Source organism: Stenotrophomonas sp. AS1 (assembly GCF_048957655.1).
In the GTDB taxonomy this organism is placed as follows: Bacteria; Pseudomonadota; Gammaproteobacteria; order Xanthomonadales; family Xanthomonadaceae; genus Stenotrophomonas; species Stenotrophomonas bentonitica_A.
This window is the reverse complement of record NZ_JARVXM010000001.1, coordinates 382,380-397,855: the sequence shown is the minus strand read 5'-3', so window position 1 is coordinate 397,855 and position 15,476 is coordinate 382,380. Positions and strand designations below refer to the sequence as shown.

Genomic DNA, 15,476 nt, shown 5'->3' with positions numbered 1-15,476 from the left:
AGGCACTGCGCAGGCTCGGGCAGGGCGGGGTGCTGGCGACCGGTCCTCGATGTTGCAGCGCAGAATGCATCGATTGAAATTCCCGTGCTTTACTTAAATCGATCTAAATTCACCGGGGTGTGGATTGGGTCGCCCAGTCCAGGGAATTAGAGGCGCCCGCCGCCACTGGTTCGCGCTGCCGCCACGTCCGCCAAGGAGTCCGTGTCCGTGACCCGTCTTTCTCACCGTCCTTCCGTCGTTTCCGCCGCCGGCGCCATCCCGGCCCGCCGCCGCCCGCTCGCCGGCCTGGCCTGCCTGCTGGCGCTGAGCTGCGCGCCGCTGATGCTGCAGGCCGCGCCCGCCGCGCTGGAGCGCGAGGTCAACACCTTCATCGGCAGCAAGGACGATGGCAATACGTTCCCGGGTGCCTCGGCGCCGTTCGGCCTGATCCAGGTCAGCCCGATCGGTGAGCACTACGCCGGGTGGCGCTACGACGATCCGAAGATCCGGGGTTTCGGGCATTCCTTCCTCTCCGGTGCGGGCTGCTGGGAGCAGGGCGGCCAGGTCTCGGTCCTGCCGGTGACCGGCAGCATCGGCCCGGGCGGCGACTTCAATACCGACGACGCCAAGAGCTTCGATCACAAGCGCTACGCCTCCAGCTATACCCACGATGGCGAAGTCGGGCAGGCGGGCTACTACAAGGTGCGCCTGACCAACTACGGCGGCATCGATGCCGAAGCCACCGCACGCACCCGTGCCGCGGCCGAGCGTTACACCTTCGCCGCCGATGCAGGCACCGGCCACGTGCTGGTGAACCTCGGCCAGGCCAACGAGCGCCATTCGGTGATCGGCAGCGTGGTCGATGTGGTCGGCGACCGCGCCGTGGAAGGCAAGCTGGTCACCAAGAGCTTCTGCGGTGGCCATCAGTACACCACGTGGTTCCGCATCGAGTTCGACCGCCCGTTCAAGTCGTTCGGCACCTGGGGCGAGGGCGGTGGCCTGCCCGGCGCCCGCCATGGCATGGAAGGTGAGCTCAAGCCGAGTGGCGCCTGGCTCAGCTTCGACCTGGGCAAGGGCCGCGCGGTGACCGCGGTCAGCGCGATCTCCCACGTGGATGCCGAAGGCGCGCGCGCCAACCTGCGCAGCGATGGCATGCAGGGCGACCGCCTGCTTGGTTTCGACCAGATGCGGCAGATGGCACAGCAGCAGTGGCGCAAGGAACTGGCGGCCGTGCGTGTGCAGGGCGGCAGCAACGATGACCGTACCGTGCTCTACACCGCGCTGTACCACGCGCTGCTGCAGCCACTGACCGGCAGCGATGCCGACGGCCGTTACCGTGGCTACGACGACAACATTCATCGCGCTGACGGCTGGACCTACTACGAGTACTTCTCGCTGTGGGATACCTACCGCGCGCAGAACCAGTGGCTGGCCCTGACCAAGCCGGAGGTCGCGCGCGACATCGGCCGCACGCTGCTGGCCATCGAGGCGCAGGGCGGTTGGCTGCCGCGCTGGGGCTATGCCAACTTCGAAACCAACGTAATGACCGGTGATCCGGTGACGCCGTTCCTGGTCGACCTGTGGCGTTTCGGCGCGCTGGCCGGCCGCGAGGGCGAGGCCTACACCGCGCTGCGCAAGAACGCCTTCGAGGTGCCGCCGATGAACTCGCGTCATGCAGGCCGTTCGGGCAACCCGAGCTACCTGGCCAACGGCTACGTGCAGTACGACCGCGCCTTCCCCTCCAAGGGCATGGACGTGGATCCGCACCATGGTGGCTCGGCAACGCTGGAGTACGCACTGGCCGACTGCGCGCTGGCGCAGATGGCCGATGGCCTCGGTCATGCTGCCGATGCCGGCGTGCTGCGTGAGCGTGGCCGCAACTGGCACAAGGTGTGGGACCCGTCGGTGCGCGACGAAGAGGGTGATTTCAACGGCTTCCCGCGGCCGCGCATGGAAGATGGCGCGTGGTACCTGCCGGCCGATGGCAAGTACAGCCCGCGTTCGCACCATGGCTTCCATGAAGGCACCGCGTGGCAGTACCAGTGGCTGGCGCAGCAGGACGTGCCCGGGCTGGTCCAGGCCATGCACGGCCGCGAGCAGGCCGCTCGCCGCCTGGACACGTTCTTCGCCTACGACGCGCTGGTGACCTCGCCGCTGACCGCCGCACGCAAGGAATGGGTGGTTGGCCCGTACAGCTACTACAACCAGTACCGCTATAACCCGAACAACGAGCCGGATCTGCATGCACCGTGGATGTACACGCTGATCGGCCAGCCGTGGAAGACTGCCACCGTGGTGCGCGCCGCGCAGCAGCTGTTCACCAACGCGCCCAACGGGGTCACCGGCAACGATGACCTGGGCACGATGTCGGCCTGGTACCTGTTCAGCGCGCTCGGCCTGTACCCGGCCGTGCCGGGCAGCGGCGAGTTCCTGCTGCATACCCCGCGCTTCGCCCGCGCCGAGATCGATCTGGGCCAGGGCAGGACGCTCACCCTGAAGGCACCGGGCGCCGACGGACGCAAGCTGCAGTACGTCCAGAATGTCCAGGTCGATGGCCGCGCGCATGCGCCGGTGTGGCTGGACTGGGCGCAGCTGCAGCGCGGTGGCACCATCGCCTTCGCCCTGGGCGGCACCGCGCCGGAGAACGGCTGGGGCACCCAGGCCGAGGCGCTGCCGGCCTCGTTCTGCGCCACCCCGGGCGCGGCGCTCGAATGAGCCACGCACCGGCCCGTGCCGTGGCCAGCCCATCGGGGCTGATCGCCGACACGGGCATGGACCGCTGGTCAATGCGATCGTTTAGGCTTGCACCTTGCTTGAGGAACCCGACGACCCGATGAAAGACAAGGCCACCCCCGCCGGCAAAGGCACGCGCGCGGTCACCGTGACCGACATCGCCGAAGCGATCGGCGTGTCGCGCGCGACCGTCTCGCTGGTGTTGCGTGGCAGCCCGCTGGTGAATGTCGACACCCGTGCCAAGGTGGAGGCCGAACTGCGGCGCCAGCGCTATGTCTACAACCGTGGCGCGGCCAATCTGCGCCGGCGTACCTCGTCCAGCGTGGCGCTGGTCATCAACGACCTGTCCAACCCGTTCTTCGCCGAGTTCGCCTCCGGGGTGGACGAAGCGCTGGGCGGCAAGGGCTTCGTGACCCTGCTTGGCAGCACCGGTGAATCGCCGGAGCGGCAGCAGGCGGTGCTGACCACGTTGATGGAGCACATGCCGGCCGGGCTGATCCTGTCGCCCGCCGAAGGCAGCGATGCCGGGCAGCTGCGCCAGGTGCTCGGGCACGCCAACGTGCTGCTGTTCAACCGCGAGCTGCCCGGTGCCGACTGGGACTTCCTGACCCTGGACAACCAGCAGGGTGCTTACCTGGCCACGCGTCATCTGATCGAGCAGGGCCACCGCCGCATCGCGTTCTATGGCGGCCATGCGGTCTCCAGTTCCTGCCATCAGCGCCGCACCGGCTATGCGCAGGCCCTGGTGGAAGCCGGCATGCCGGTGCAGCCGGAGTGGCTGATCGAAACCTCGCCCAGCCGCCTGGATGCGGCCGCGCGCACCGGCGAGCTGTTCGCGCTGGATGCCGTGCCGACCGCAGCGGTCTGCTACAACGACAGCGTCGCCTTGGGCCTGATGCTGGGCCTGGCGTCGCGTGGCGTGCAGCCGGGCCGCGATTTCGCGGTGACCGGTTTCGATGATATTTCCGAGGCCTCGGTGGCATCGCCGCCGCTGACCACGCTGACCGTCAACCCGCGCGAACGCGGGCGACAGGCCGCCGAACTGCTGCTGCTGCGTCTGGATCATCCCGACGCCGCACCGGCCCGTACCGTTGCACCGGTCCAGCTCCGCGTTCGCGAGAGCAGCGGCGCGATGACTGTCTGATGGCTCCCCCAATCACCTGCTCGCGCACTGAGGCGCGTACCTGAATGCCCATCTCTCCAACGCCCCGCCTCCCATCCTCATCCTCCGCCGCGCCCGTGGTGAACACGCGCGTTGCGCTGGCCGTGGCGACCACGATCTTCTTCATGTGGGGCTTCCTCACCTGCCTCAATGACATCCTGATCCCGCATCTGAAGGCCGTGTTCGATCTGACCTACGCCCGCGCGATGCTGGTTCAGTTCACCTTCTTCGGCGCGTACTTCCTGATGTCGGTGCCGGCCAGTCGCCTGGTCGCACGGCTGGGCTACAAGAACGGCATCGTGGCCGGCCTTGCCATCGCCGCAGTGGGCGCGCTCGGCTTCTGGCCCGCGGCCGAGCTGCGCGTGTATGAAGCCTTCCTGGGTGCGCTGTTCGTGCTGGCCACGGGTATCACTGTCCTGCAGGTGGCGGCCAACCCGTATGTGGCGCTGCTCGGTCCGGAACAGACGGCGTCGAGCCGACTGACCCTGGCCCAGGCGCTGAACTCGCTGGGGACCGCGATCGCGCCGATCTTCGGTGGCCTGCTCATCCTGGGCAACACCGTCAAGAGTGCGGACGAGATCAATGTGCTGCCGATGGCCGAACAGCTGGCCTATCGCACTCAGGAAGCCCAGTCGGTGCAGGGCCCGTATGTCGGCCTGGCAATCGCGCTGGTCCTGCTTGCCGTGTTCGTCTATCTGTTCCGCCTGCCGGCACTGAATGAGACGACCGAGCAGAACAGCGGCGACAAGCACACCCTGATGGAGGCGCTGCGTCACCGCCACGTCCGGTTCGGCGTGCTCGGCATCTTCTTCTACGTGGGTGCGGAGGTGGCGGTCGGCAGCGTGCTCGTGAACTACCTGTCGCTGCCGAACATCGGTGGCTTCAGCGAACAGCAGGCCACGCATTACGTCTCTGCTTACTGGACGATGGCGATGATCGGCCGCTTTGCCGGTTCGGCCATCATGACCCGCTTCTCGCCGCGTCTGCTGCTGACCCTGTTCGCCAGCATGAACGTGGCGCTGCTGGCGCTGACCATGCTCACCCAGGGGCAGGTGGCGTTGTACTCGGTGGTGGCGATCGGCCTGTTCAATTCGATCATGTTCCCGACGATCTTCGCGCTGAGCATCGAACGCCTGGGCACGCTGACCACCAAGGCGTCGAGCCTGCTGATCATGGCGATCGTCGGTGGGGCGCTGATCCCGGTCCTGCAGGGCAAGCTGGCCGACCATATCGGCCTGCAGCCGTCCTTCATCCTGCCGCTGCTGTGCTACGGCTACATCATCTTCTACGGCCTGTGGGGCTCGCGCCCGGCCGCTGGAATCCGCCAGGGAGCTTGAGGCCACGATGTCCAAGATTGTTTGTTTCGGCGAGATTTTGATCGATCTACTTGCCCAACCGCCGGCCACCCCGGACACCCCGCGTGCCTTCCTGCAGTATGCCGGCGGTGCGCCCGCCAACGTCGCCGTTGCTGCGGCGCGGCTTGGTGCGGACACCCATTTCGCCGGCATGCTCGGCCAGGACATGTTCGGCGACTTCCTCGCCGAGAGCCTGGCCAGTGCCGGCGTGGCGACGGACTGCATCGTACGCACCGATGCGGCCAAGACCGCGCTGGCGTTCGTGGCACTGGATGCCAGCGGCGAGCGCAGCTTCAGCTTCTACCGCCCGCCGGCGGCGGACCTGCTGTTCCGCAGTGCGCATTTCCACCCGAACTGCTTTGAAGGTACGCGCAGCTTCCATGTGTGCTCCAACAGCCTGACCGAGGCCGAGATCGCCGAGGCGACGCTGGAGGGCATGCGCCGCGCGCGCCAGGCCGGTGCGATGGTCAGCCTCGACCTCAACCTGCGCCCGGCGCTGTGGCCGACCGGTGTCGACCCGCTGCCGCGGTTGTGGGAAGCGCTGTCGCTGGCCGATCTGGTCAAGCTCTCGCGCGAAGAACTCGAGTATCTGGCGGCCTCGGTGCCGGGCGGTGACGCCGCCGTGGTCGGGCGCCTGCTCGCCGCGCAGGCGCAGGCGGTGGTGATCACCGACGGTGCCGCGCCGATCCGCTGGCACACCCGTCACACCCACGGCGTACTCACCGGCTTCCGCGTCACCACGGTGGATTCCACTGCGGCGGGCGATGCCTTTGTTGGCGGGCTGCTGTTCGGCATCGGCGAGCGCGGTGGCGACGGGACGGGCTTTGCCGCCTTCTGCCAGGACCCCGCCGCGCTGGTGGAGGCGATCCGTTTCGGTGCGGCCGTCGGGGCGCTCGCGGTCACCCGCAAGGGCGCCTTCGCCGCGATGCCCAGCCGTGATGAAGTCCAGCACCTGCTCCAGCAACAACAGGATGACGCCGCATGACCACGCCGGTTCCGCCGACCCCCGATTTCCGCTCGCCCGCGTTCCTGCGCGCCCATATCGCGCAGACGATGGCGTTCTACCAGCCGCATGAAATCGACCCCAAGGGCGGTTTCTTCCATTACTACCGTGACGATGGCAGCGTCTACGACGCCAGCCATCGCCATCTGGTCAGCAGCACCCGGTTCGTGTTCAACCACGCGATGGCCTACCGCGAGTTCGGCAAGCCGGACGACCTGGCCGCGGTCGAACACGGCCTCCGCTACCTCCGCGAGGTGCATCGCAACCCGGCGACCGGCGGTTACGCCTGGACGCTGCGCGATGGGGTGGTCGAAGATGCGACCAACCACTGCTACGGCGTGGCGTTCGTGCTGCTGGCCTACAGCTGCGCGCTGAAGGCCGGCGTCAACGAGGCCCGTGCGTGGATGGACGAGACCTGGCAGCTGCTGGAGACGCGCTTCTGGGAGCCGGCGTTCGGCCTGTACAAGGACGAAGCCGACGCCGACTGGACCTTCAGCGATTACCGCGGCCAGAACGCCAACATGCACATGTGCGAAGCGATGCTGGCTGCATTCGAGGCCAGTGGCGAGCAGCGCTACCTGGAACGTGCGCTGCTGCTGGCCGACCACATGACCCGCCGCCAGGCGGCGCAGGGCGACGGGCTGGTGTGGGAGCACTACGACACCCAGTGGCAGATCGACTGGAACTACAACCGTGACAATCCCAAGCACCTGTTCCGCCCCTGGGGTTTCCAGCCGGGGCATCAGACCGAGTGGGCCAAGCTGCTGCTGATCCTGGATCGCCACGTACAGGCCGACTGGCTCGTGCCGACCGCGCGGCATCTGTTCGATGTGGCGGTGGAACGCAGCTGGGACGCCGAACGCGGCGGCCTGTACTACGGGTTCGCCCCGGACGGCAGCGTGTGCGATGACGACAAGTACTTCTGGGTGCAGGCCGAATCGCTGGCCACCGCCGCGCTGCTGGCCAAGCGCACCGGCGACGCCGTGTACTGGGACTGGTACGACAAACTGTGGGGCTACGCCTGGCAGCACATGATCGATCATCGCTACGGCGCCTGGTATCGCATCCTGGACGCGGACAACCGCAAGTACAGCGATGAAAAGAGCCCGGCTGGCAAGACCGACTACCACACCATGGGCGCGTGCTACGAAGTGCTCAACGTAGTGCGTTGAATCAGTAGCCGACCGCCGGTCGGCTACCCCAACCCGGTAGAGCCGACCGTTGGTCGGCTGCTCCCGCAGCCAGGCAGATCCCCATGCGCACGCACAGCCGTCTCCATGTCGTTGCACCGGCCTGCTGGCTGATGCTGGTCCTGCTGGCCGCCTGGGCACTGCCCGTGGCAGCCGCCCCGCTGGCGGCGGAGTGGTCATTCCGCCTGCTACCCGGTGACGCGCGCGGTGCCGCGCACCCTGGCCTGCAACAGTGGCGCCCGGCGCAGGTGCCCGGCGCCGTGCACACCGACCTGCTGGCGCAGGGGCAGATTCCGGATCCCTACGTCGGCGCCCCGGAGGCCGGCCTGCAGTGGATCGGCCTGGCCGATTGGGAGTACCGCGCACGGTTCGATGTGGATGCCGGCACGCTCGCCCGTGCGCATGCCGAGCTGGCGTTCGACGGGCTGGACACGTTCGCCACCGTCACCCTCAACGGTCAGCCACTGCTGCAGGCCGACAACAGCCATCGCACCTGGCGGGCCCGGGTCGACGGGAAGCTGCGCGCGCGCGGCAATGAACTGCGCATCGTGCTGCGCTCGCCGATCCGCACCCTGCTGCCGGGCGTGCAGGCGATGCCGCACAAGATCGCCGGCAACTATCCCTCGCCCTATGGCGATGAGCCCAAAGACGCGATGGTCGGCAATTTCGTGCGCAAGCCGGGCTACCACTTCGGCTGGGACTGGGGCCCGCGATACGTGACCGCCGGCATCTGGCGCCCAGTGCGACTGGAGAGCTGGGACGCGCAGCGCCTGACCGCGCTGGCCGTGCAGACCCGCGCCCTGGATGCGACGCGGGCGGACCTTGAGGTTGCGGTGGAGGTGGAGAGTGCTGCCGTCGGCACTGCAGCGGTGCAGGTCGAGGTGCTGGATCCGGACGGCAAGCGCGTGGCGCGCATCGACCGCAAAGCCCTGCTCAAGGCCGGTGACAACCGGATCGTCATGCCGGTCGCGCTACCGCAGCCACGGCGCTGGTGGCCGGCCGGGCAGGGCGAGCAGGCGCGCTACACCGTGCGCGCCACGCTGGCCCCTGGCACGACGGACGCGACCCGCATCGAGCATCGCACCGGCCTTCGCACCGTCGAGCTGCGCCGGGAAGTGGACCGCAACGGCGGGCAGGGGTTCGCATTCGTGATCAACGGCGTGCCGATCTTCGCCAAGGGCGCCAACGTGATCCCGTTCGACATGTTCCCGGCGCGCGTGGACGCGGCGCGGATCCGGCGCGAGCTGACCGCTGCACGCGATGCCAACATGAACATGCTGCGCAACTGGGGCGGCGGCTACTACGAAGATGACGTGTTCTTCGACATCGCCGACGAACTCGGTCTGCTGGTCTGGCAGGACTTCATGTTCGGGGGCGGCATGCAGCCCGGCTACGATCCGGACTTCCGCGCGAACGTGGTCGCCGAGGCGCGCGACAACGTGCGGCGCCTGCGACATCACCCCAGCGTGGTGCTGTGGTGTGGCAACAACGAAGAAGAAACCGCGTGGAAGGACTGGGGCCACGGCCGCGACATGACCGCCGCCGATCCCGCGTTCGCCGCGAAGGTCTGGCAGGGCTACGTGGACCTGTTCGGCAATGACCTGCGCCAGGTGGTGGCCGAGGAGGGCCTGGGCGTGCCGTACTGGTCGAGCTCGCCGAGCAACGACCTGGACGAGAAGGCCAACGATTCCACCCGCGGCGACAAGCACTACTGGCAGGTGTGGGGCAATCCGGCCCTGCCGGTCACCGCCTACCTGCACGAAACGCCGCGCTTCATGTCCGAGTACGGGCTGCAGGCCTGGCCGGTGCTGCGCACGCTGGACGGCATCATTCCCGCCGCGGAACAGCAGGTGGACAGCCCGACGGTGCGCGCGCACCAGAAATTCATGGCAGGCGAGGGCAACCAGCGCCTGCTCAAGTACATCGAGGAGGAGTACGGCACGCCGCGCGACTTCCCGGCCTTCGTGTATCTGAGCCAGGTGATGCAGGCCGACGGCATCCAGCTCGCCGCGCTGCATCACCGCGCCTCCAGGCCGTACACGATGGGCTCGCTGTACTGGCAGCTCAACGATGTGTGGCCGGGCGCCTCGTGGTCCAGCATCGACTACGCCGGCCGCTGGAAAGCGCTGCACTTCCACGCCAAACGGTTCTTCGCCGACCGCGCGGTGGCCGCACTGCGCGACGAAGGCGTGACCCGGGTGAGCCTGCTCAACGATCGTCAGCAGGGCCTGCAGGCGACGTGGCGGATGCGGGTGATGGATCTCGATGGCGCGCTGCGCAATGAGCAGCGGCATACCGTGGCACTGCCGCCGTTGTCTGCGCTGGAGGTGGGGCGATTCGCCGACGCGGACCTGTTGAAGGGCGCCGATCCCACCCGCACGGTTGCGGTAGTCGAGCTGTTCGATGGCGCCACGCTGTTGTCGCAGCAGGTGGTGTATTTCGCACCGGCCAAGGCGTTGGCGCTGTCACCGGCGAAGATCGACAGCACGCTGCGCGCGGACGGCGAGGGTGCCGTGCTGACCCTGCGTGCACCGAAGCTGGTGCGTGCGTTGTGGATCGACTTCGACGGCGTGGATGCCACCCTGGACGACAACGCGCTGGACCTGGTGCCGGGCGAGACGGTCACCATCCGCCTGGGCAGTAAAGCGGACCTGCCGACCCTGCGCCGCACCCTCCGCCTCACCTCGCTGGCCGACGCAAGGTAGAGCCACCCCATGGGTGGCTGGCGCGGTGCCGGCATCGCGCCAAACGCAGCCACGCATGGCGTGGCTCTGCCGATGGGGGGTCTTACAACGTGATCTGCTGGAAATTCTCGACGCGGTCGTGGCCGTGGGTGGCTTCACCGCTGCGCGGCAGCGGGTAATCGTCCAGGCGATCCAGCAGACGGGTCTGCAGGCCGGCGTCGCGCGCGGCATCCAGTTCTTCGACCACATCAGACAAGAAGACGATCTGCCCGGCCGGCACGCCGATCGCCTCGACGATGTGGCGGTAGCTGTCCGCCTCACGTTTGCCGCCAACCTCGGTGTCGAACCAGCCCGAGACCAGCCCGGTCAGGTCACCGGCCTCGCTGAAGCCGAAGAACAGCTTCTGCGACGGCACCGAGCCGGAGGAATACACGTATAGCGGCTTGCCCTCGGCATGCCAGCCCTTCAGCACGGCGGCCACTTCGGGATAGAAGTGCGCCTTGTAGTCGCCGTTGCGGTAGCCGGCTTCCCAGATCATGCCCTGCAGCGCCTTGAGCGCGGTGTGCTTGCGGTCCTGGTCGATCCAGCCCTGCAGCGTCTCCACGATCAGGCTGTCCTGGCAGGCGCCGCCGATCTCGACCGCCACCGCATCCAGCCAGCGGCGCACCTGCGGCTCCTGGCCATGCGCGGCGACGAACGCCGGCAGCGCCTTGCGCGCATAGGGGAACAGCACGTTCTTGACGAACGAAATGCTGCTGGTGGTGCCCTCGATATCGGTGAGGATGACGGTCGGATGCGGCATGGATCAGTCGGCCTGGTGCTGTGCGGGGTGGTAACGCGGGAAGGTCTGGGCAATGTCACTGCCGGTGAAATGGCCGACCCAGCCATCCGGCTCGGTGAAGAAGCGGATGGCCACGAAGCTCGGCTCCTCGCCCATGTCGAACCAGTGGGTGATGCCATCGGGCACGGCGATCAGATCGTTCTTCACGCACTCGATCTCGTAGACCTTGCCATCCACGTGCAGGGTGAACAGCCCCGAGCCGGCGACAAAGAAGCGGACTTCATCTTCCTTGTGGAAGTGCTCGTCCAGGAACTTCTTGCGCAGTTCGGCGCGGTTGGGGTTGTCCGGCGCGATCGAGGCGACATCCACACTCTTGAAACCGTGCTTGGCGACCAGCCGGTCGATGTCGACCTTGTAGGCGGCGAACACCTCGTCCTGGCTGGCGCCCGGGGCGACCTCATGGGCCGCCTGCCAGCGCTCGAACGTCACGCCGATCGGGGTCAGTTCGGCAGCGATCGCCTCGCCATCCCGGCTGTCGAACAGCGGGACATCCGGGGCGGTGTCATCAAATATGCGGAGTCGGCTCATGGCGGCGGCATCGAGGCGAAGAGGGGGAAGGAAAGGGTACCAGTGCGGCGCCGAGGCGGGGGCGACGCACTGATGGCGATGCGCGGAATACAGATTCTCTTCAGGAATCTGAGCGCGATCAGCCGCGCAGCTTGCGCAGCTCCAGCTCACAGTGGAGCAGGAATTCGAAGGCTTCCATGTGGCGGCGTGCCTCGGCCATGGTGCGGCCCCAGGCATACAGGCCGTGGCCGTCGATCAAGTAGCCCCACAGCGGCTGGGTGTCGAGCAGGGCATCGACCTGGGCCGAGAGCACATCCATGTCCTGGGTGTTGGCGAACACCGGCACATCGACCGCCATCTCGTGGGTGCTGTTGCCGTGGAAGGCCTTGAGCAGCTCGTAGCCTTCCAACCGGATATGGCCCTGCGGCGCATACAGCCGCGAGGCGATGGTCTGCACCGGCGAATGGGTGTGCAGCACGCAGCCGATCTCCGGGAAGCGGCGATACAGCTGGGTGTGCAGCAACGTCTCGGCAGACGGGCGCAGCGGCCGGCCGACGGCCTTGCCGTCGAAATCGACCACCATGATGTCGTCCTCCACCAGCCGGCCCTTGTCCTTGCCGGACACGGTGATCGCGGCATGGCGGTCATCCAGGCGGTGGGAGAAGTTGCTGCTGGTGGCCGGGGTCCAGCCGGCGTGGGCCAGCTCGCGGACGTTGTCGATCAGCAGCTGGGCCAGCTCGCTCAGGCGCGCGGTGTCGTACGGGAAGGTGGGGGTGCTCATGCCGGTCATTTTAGCTAGGTCAAACGCTAAAAGCAGGTTTGTCGACTGGGCCGGACGGGGTGGGGTTTGCGGGGGACGCCGCAAGTACGTCCCTGTAGGCTTATGTCGCCGCATCCATGCGGCTCATAATAAGCCATCCATGGATGGATTCACGGCGTCCCCCGCGAACCCATACCGCCCCGCCAAACCGACCGAAACAGGAGAGCTGACGCTTCGGCCGGTGCTTCGGCCGTTGGCTTAGGCGTGATCCTTAATTCCCGCGCAGCCGGCTATGGCGATACCCATAACCGAAGTAGATCGCGAAACCGCCCAGCGTCCAGAAGCCCATCAGCATCCAGTTGTGGGCCGTCATCGCGGTCAGCAGCGCGATGCAGCTCAGCACGCCCAGACTGCAGATCAGCCACGCCATCGGCATCCGGAACGGACGCGGCAGGTCCGGCTGGGTGCGGCGCAGGATCAGCACGCCGGCGCAGACCGCCGCGAACGCGATCAGCGTGCCCATCGAGGTCAGCTCGCCCAGAACGTCCAGCGGGAACACCGCCGCGAGCAGCGCGATGCCGATGCCGGTGATCACGGTGTTGATGTGCGGCGTGCGGTACTTGGGGTGGATCTTGGTGAACAGCGGCGGCAGCAGCCCGTCGCGGCCCATGATCATGAAGATGCGCGGCTGCGCGATCACCATCACCAGCACCACCGAGGACAGCCCGATCAGCGCGCCGATCTCCACGACCACGCGCAACCAGCCCAGCTGCGGATGTGCGGCCACCGCGGTCACCACCGGCTCATCGGTACCCAGCAGCTGGTACGGCACCAGCCCGGTCATCACCGCGGCCATGGCGATGTACAGCACGGTGCAGATCACCAGCGAGAGCAGCATGCCGATCGGCATGTCGCGCTGCGGCTTGTGCGATTCCTGCGCGGCTACGGACACCGCCTCGAAACCGATATAGGCGAAGAACACCATCGCGGCACCGCGCAGCACGCCGTCGAAGCCGTACTTGCCCGGGCCTTCGTTGTCCGGAATGAACGGGGTCCAGTTCGCCGGATCCACATATTTCCAGCCCACCACGATCACCAGCAGGATCAGCGCGGTCTTCAGCACCACCATGGCCATGTTCATGGCCGAGGACTTGCTGATGCCCACGTAGCACAGCCAGGTCAGCAGCAGGACCAGCACGGCGGCCGGGATGTTGGCGATCGCGCCGGTCGGGCGCAGCTGGCCATCCAGCGGCGCGCTGACCAGCGCGGCGGGTAGATGGATATCGAAATGGCTGAGCAGGCTCAGGAAGTAGCCGGTCCAGCTGACCGCCACCGCCGAGGCGGAGACGCCATATTCCAGTACCAGCATCCAGCCGATGAACCAGGCCGAGAGCTCGCCGAACGTGGCATAGGTATAGGTGTAGGCGCTGCCGGAGACCGGCACCATCGCCGCGAATTCGGCATAGGCCATCGCGCAGAACGCGCAGCAGATCGCGGCCAGCACGAACGACAGCATGATCGCCGGGCCGGCATGGTTGGCTGCGGCCTGGCCGGTGATCACGAAGATGCCGCCGCCGATCACCGCACCGATGCCCAGCGCGGTCAGGCCCCACGGGCCGAGGGTACGGCGCAGGCTCAGGCCATTGGCGTCTTCATGGGCGGCGTGCGGATGCTTGGTGGCCCACAGTTGCTTGAACATGGTTTGGATTTCTTCTCAGGCGCGATGTAACAAACGACCGGGCCGGCACTGGGCCGGCCCGGCAGCACTCAGGCGGACTTCTTGTTCAGCTTGCTGTGGCGGATGCCGTAGCCGAAGTAGATCAGTGTCCCCAGCAAGGTCCAGCCAACAAACAGATGCCAGTGCTCACGGAATGCCATGCCGAACAGCGTCAGGCATGCCAGCGCGCCCAGGGGGCAGATCAGCCACACGGCCGGGACGCGGAACGGTCGCTGCAGTTCCGGGCGCGTGTAGCGCAGGATCAGCACGCCCACGCAGACAGTGGCGAACGCGAGCAGCGTGCCCATCGACACGAGTTCACCGAGGACATTGAGGGGCATCAGGCCAGCCAGCGCCGCTGCGATGACGCCCACAATGATGGTGGCCACATACGGGGTCTTGAACCGTGCGTGCACCTTGCCGAACAGTCTTGGCAGCAGGCCGTCGCGCGAGATCGTGTAGGCGATGCGGGTCTGCCCCATCATCATCACCAGCACCACCGAGGAAAGGCCGGCGATGGCGCCGACTTCGACGAAGGTCTTCAGCCACGACAGCTGGGGGTGGGCTTCCAGCGCGGTCACTACCGGCTTGGCAGTACCGAGCTGGGTGTAGGGCACCAGACCGGTCAGCACCAGGCACACGATCACGTAGATGATGGTGCAGATGGCCAGCGAACCCAGCAGGCCGATCGGCATGTTGCGCTGTGGATCCTTGGTTTCACCGGCGGCGGTGGACACCGCATCGAACCCGATGAACGCGAAGAACACGATGGAGCCCGCGCGAAGGACGCCGCTCCAGCCGAACTCGCCGAACGTGCCCGTGTTATCTGGAACGAACGGAGTCCAGTTGGCGGGATCGATGTACGCCACGCCGACGCCAATGAACAGGCAGATCACCGCGACCTTGATCGCGACGATGATGGCGTTGATGAAGGTCGACTGGGTGATGCCGACGTAGAGCAGGCCGGTGACGGCCGCCACGATCAGAACGGCGGGGAGGTTGAACAGCTTCCCAGAGGACACGAACTGTCCTGCTTCCCACGCCACCGGCGCCGATGCCAGCGCGTCCGGGAAGGGCAGATGCAGGGTGGTGGTGATGAAGCTGATCAGATACGCCGACCAAGCCACCGCAACGGATGCCGAGGCGAACAGGTACTCCAGTACCAGGCACCAGCCGATGAACCAGGCCATGCCTTCGCCCAGGGTCGCGTATGAGTAAGAGTACGCGCTGCCCGAGACGGGCATCATGGCCGCGAACTCCGCGTAGCACAGGCCGGCAAGAGCACAGGCCAGGCCTGCTGCGATGAATGACAGGGTGACGGCAGGGCCGGCATGGAAGGCCGCGGCCTGGCCGGTCATGACGAAGATGCCCGCACCGATCACCGCACCGATGCCAAGCAGGATGAGGTGTTTCGCTGTGAGGGTCCGTTTCAGTGTGGGCTCGCCATCCAGGCTGCCTTCGATGGGCTCGCCAGCATCGACGTGCGGTGCCGGTGCGACCGGTTTGACCCTCAACAGAGACTTCAGCATGCAGTGCTTCCCTAAA

General features: G+C 67.0%; 11 protein-coding genes. 6 read left to right on the top strand and 5 right to left on the bottom strand.

Features of this window, described 5'->3' with window-relative positions; translation table 11 throughout:
* Positions 1 to 207: 207 nt before the first annotated feature.
* The 6 genes from PV764_RS01695 (at position 208) to PV764_RS01670 (ending at position 10,127) form a co-directional block, all read left to right on the top strand.
* The gene (locus PV764_RS01695; protein WP_421116049.1) at positions 208 to 2,694 is read left to right on the top strand and encodes a GH92 family glycosyl hydrolase; all 2,487 of its coding nucleotides are present in this window, start codon (positions 208 to 210) and stop codon (positions 2,692 to 2,694) included.
* Positions 2,695 to 2,812: 118 nt separating this feature from the next.
* Positions 2,813 to 3,856 (top strand): LacI family DNA-binding transcriptional regulator, encoded by a 1,044-nt coding sequence (locus tag PV764_RS01690; RefSeq protein WP_019182992.1) that lies wholly within the window; start codon positions 2,813 to 2,815, stop codon positions 3,854 to 3,856.
* 44 nt (positions 3,857 to 3,900) lie between these two features.
* The gene (gene fucP, locus PV764_RS01685) at positions 3,901 to 5,211 is read left to right on the top strand and encodes an L-fucose:H+ symporter permease (protein WP_019182991.1); all 1,311 of its coding nucleotides are present in this window, start codon (positions 3,901 to 3,903) and stop codon (positions 5,209 to 5,211) included.
* A gap of 7 nt (positions 5,212 to 5,218) precedes the next feature.
* Positions 5,219 to 6,214 carry a carbohydrate kinase family protein gene (locus PV764_RS01680; protein WP_421116048.1) on the top strand — a complete coding sequence of 332 codons (996 nt, stop codon included), beginning with the start codon at positions 5,219 to 5,221 and terminating at the stop codon, positions 6,212 to 6,214.
* Positions 6,211 to 7,404, top strand: coding sequence for an AGE family epimerase/isomerase (locus PV764_RS01675; protein WP_421116047.1), 1,194 nt, complete (start codon positions 6,211 to 6,213; stop codon positions 7,402 to 7,404). The genes PV764_RS01680 and PV764_RS01675 overlap by 4 nt, the downstream gene beginning before the upstream one ends.
* A gap of 83 nt (positions 7,405 to 7,487) precedes the next feature.
* Positions 7,488 to 10,127 (top strand): beta-mannosidase, encoded by a 2,640-nt coding sequence (locus PV764_RS01670; RefSeq protein WP_421116046.1) that lies wholly within the window; start codon positions 7,488 to 7,490, stop codon positions 10,125 to 10,127.
* An 82-nt stretch (positions 10,128 to 10,209) separates the two neighbouring features.
* Here PV764_RS01670 and mtnC read toward each other — a convergent pair whose 3' ends face one another.
* The 5 genes from mtnC to PV764_RS01645 all read right to left on the bottom strand — a co-directional run bounded on the left by mtnC (position 10,210) and on the right by PV764_RS01645 (position 15,460).
* Positions 10,210 to 10,908, bottom strand: a complete 699-nt coding sequence (mtnC, locus tag PV764_RS01665; RefSeq protein ID WP_390330188.1) for an acireductone synthase — start codon at positions 10,906 to 10,908, stop codon at positions 10,210 to 10,212.
* A gap of 3 nt (positions 10,909 to 10,911) precedes the next feature.
* Positions 10,912 to 11,475 (bottom strand): 1,2-dihydroxy-3-keto-5-methylthiopentene dioxygenase, encoded by a 564-nt coding sequence (locus PV764_RS01660; RefSeq protein WP_019182986.1) that lies wholly within the window; start codon positions 11,473 to 11,475, stop codon positions 10,912 to 10,914.
* A gap of 118 nt (positions 11,476 to 11,593) precedes the next feature.
* Positions 11,594 to 12,235 carry a methylthioribulose 1-phosphate dehydratase gene (locus PV764_RS01655; protein ID WP_026069746.1) on the bottom strand — a complete coding sequence of 214 codons (642 nt, stop codon included), beginning with the start codon at positions 12,233 to 12,235 and terminating at the stop codon, positions 11,594 to 11,596.
* A gap of 250 nt (positions 12,236 to 12,485) precedes the next feature.
* Positions 12,486 to 13,913, bottom strand: a complete 1,428-nt coding sequence (locus PV764_RS01650; RefSeq protein ID WP_284129419.1) for an amino acid permease — start codon at positions 13,911 to 13,913, stop codon at positions 12,486 to 12,488.
* A gap of 68 nt (positions 13,914 to 13,981) precedes the next feature.
* The gene (locus PV764_RS01645; protein WP_070427280.1) at positions 13,982 to 15,460 is read right to left on the bottom strand and encodes an amino acid permease; all 1,479 of its coding nucleotides are present in this window, start codon (positions 15,458 to 15,460) and stop codon (positions 13,982 to 13,984) included.
* Positions 15,461 to 15,476 lie beyond the last annotated feature (16 nt).

What these genes read in the sequence shown, in the direction of transcription:
- fucP (WP_019182991.1), top strand. Translation starts at nt 3,901, where the DNA reads ATGCCCATCTCTCCAACGCCCCGCCTCCCATCCTCATCCTCCGCCGCG.
- PV764_RS01655 (WP_026069746.1), bottom strand. Translation starts at nt 12,235, where the DNA reads ATGAGCACCCCCACCTTCCCGTACGACACCGCGCGCCTGAGCGAGCTG.
- PV764_RS01660 (WP_019182986.1), bottom strand. Translation starts at nt 11,475, where the DNA reads ATGAGCCGACTCCGCATATTTGATGACACCGCCCCGGATGTCCCGCTG.
- PV764_RS01690 (WP_019182992.1), top strand. Translation starts at nt 2,813, where the DNA reads ATGAAAGACAAGGCCACCCCCGCCGGCAAAGGCACGCGCGCGGTCACC.
- PV764_RS01645 (WP_070427280.1), bottom strand. Translation starts at nt 15,460, where the DNA reads ATGCTGAAGTCTCTGTTGAGGGTCAAACCGGTCGCACCGGCACCGCAC.
- PV764_RS01650 (WP_284129419.1), bottom strand. Translation starts at nt 13,913, where the DNA reads ATGTTCAAGCAACTGTGGGCCACCAAGCATCCGCACGCCGCCCATGAA.
- PV764_RS01680 (WP_421116048.1), top strand. Translation starts at nt 5,219, where the DNA reads ATGTCCAAGATTGTTTGTTTCGGCGAGATTTTGATCGATCTACTTGCC.
- PV764_RS01675 (WP_421116047.1), top strand. Translation starts at nt 6,211, where the DNA reads ATGACCACGCCGGTTCCGCCGACCCCCGATTTCCGCTCGCCCGCGTTC.
- PV764_RS01670 (WP_421116046.1), top strand. Translation starts at nt 7,488, where the DNA reads ATGCGCACGCACAGCCGTCTCCATGTCGTTGCACCGGCCTGCTGGCTG.
- mtnC (WP_390330188.1), bottom strand. Translation starts at nt 10,908, where the DNA reads ATGCCGCATCCGACCGTCATCCTCACCGATATCGAGGGCACCACCAGC.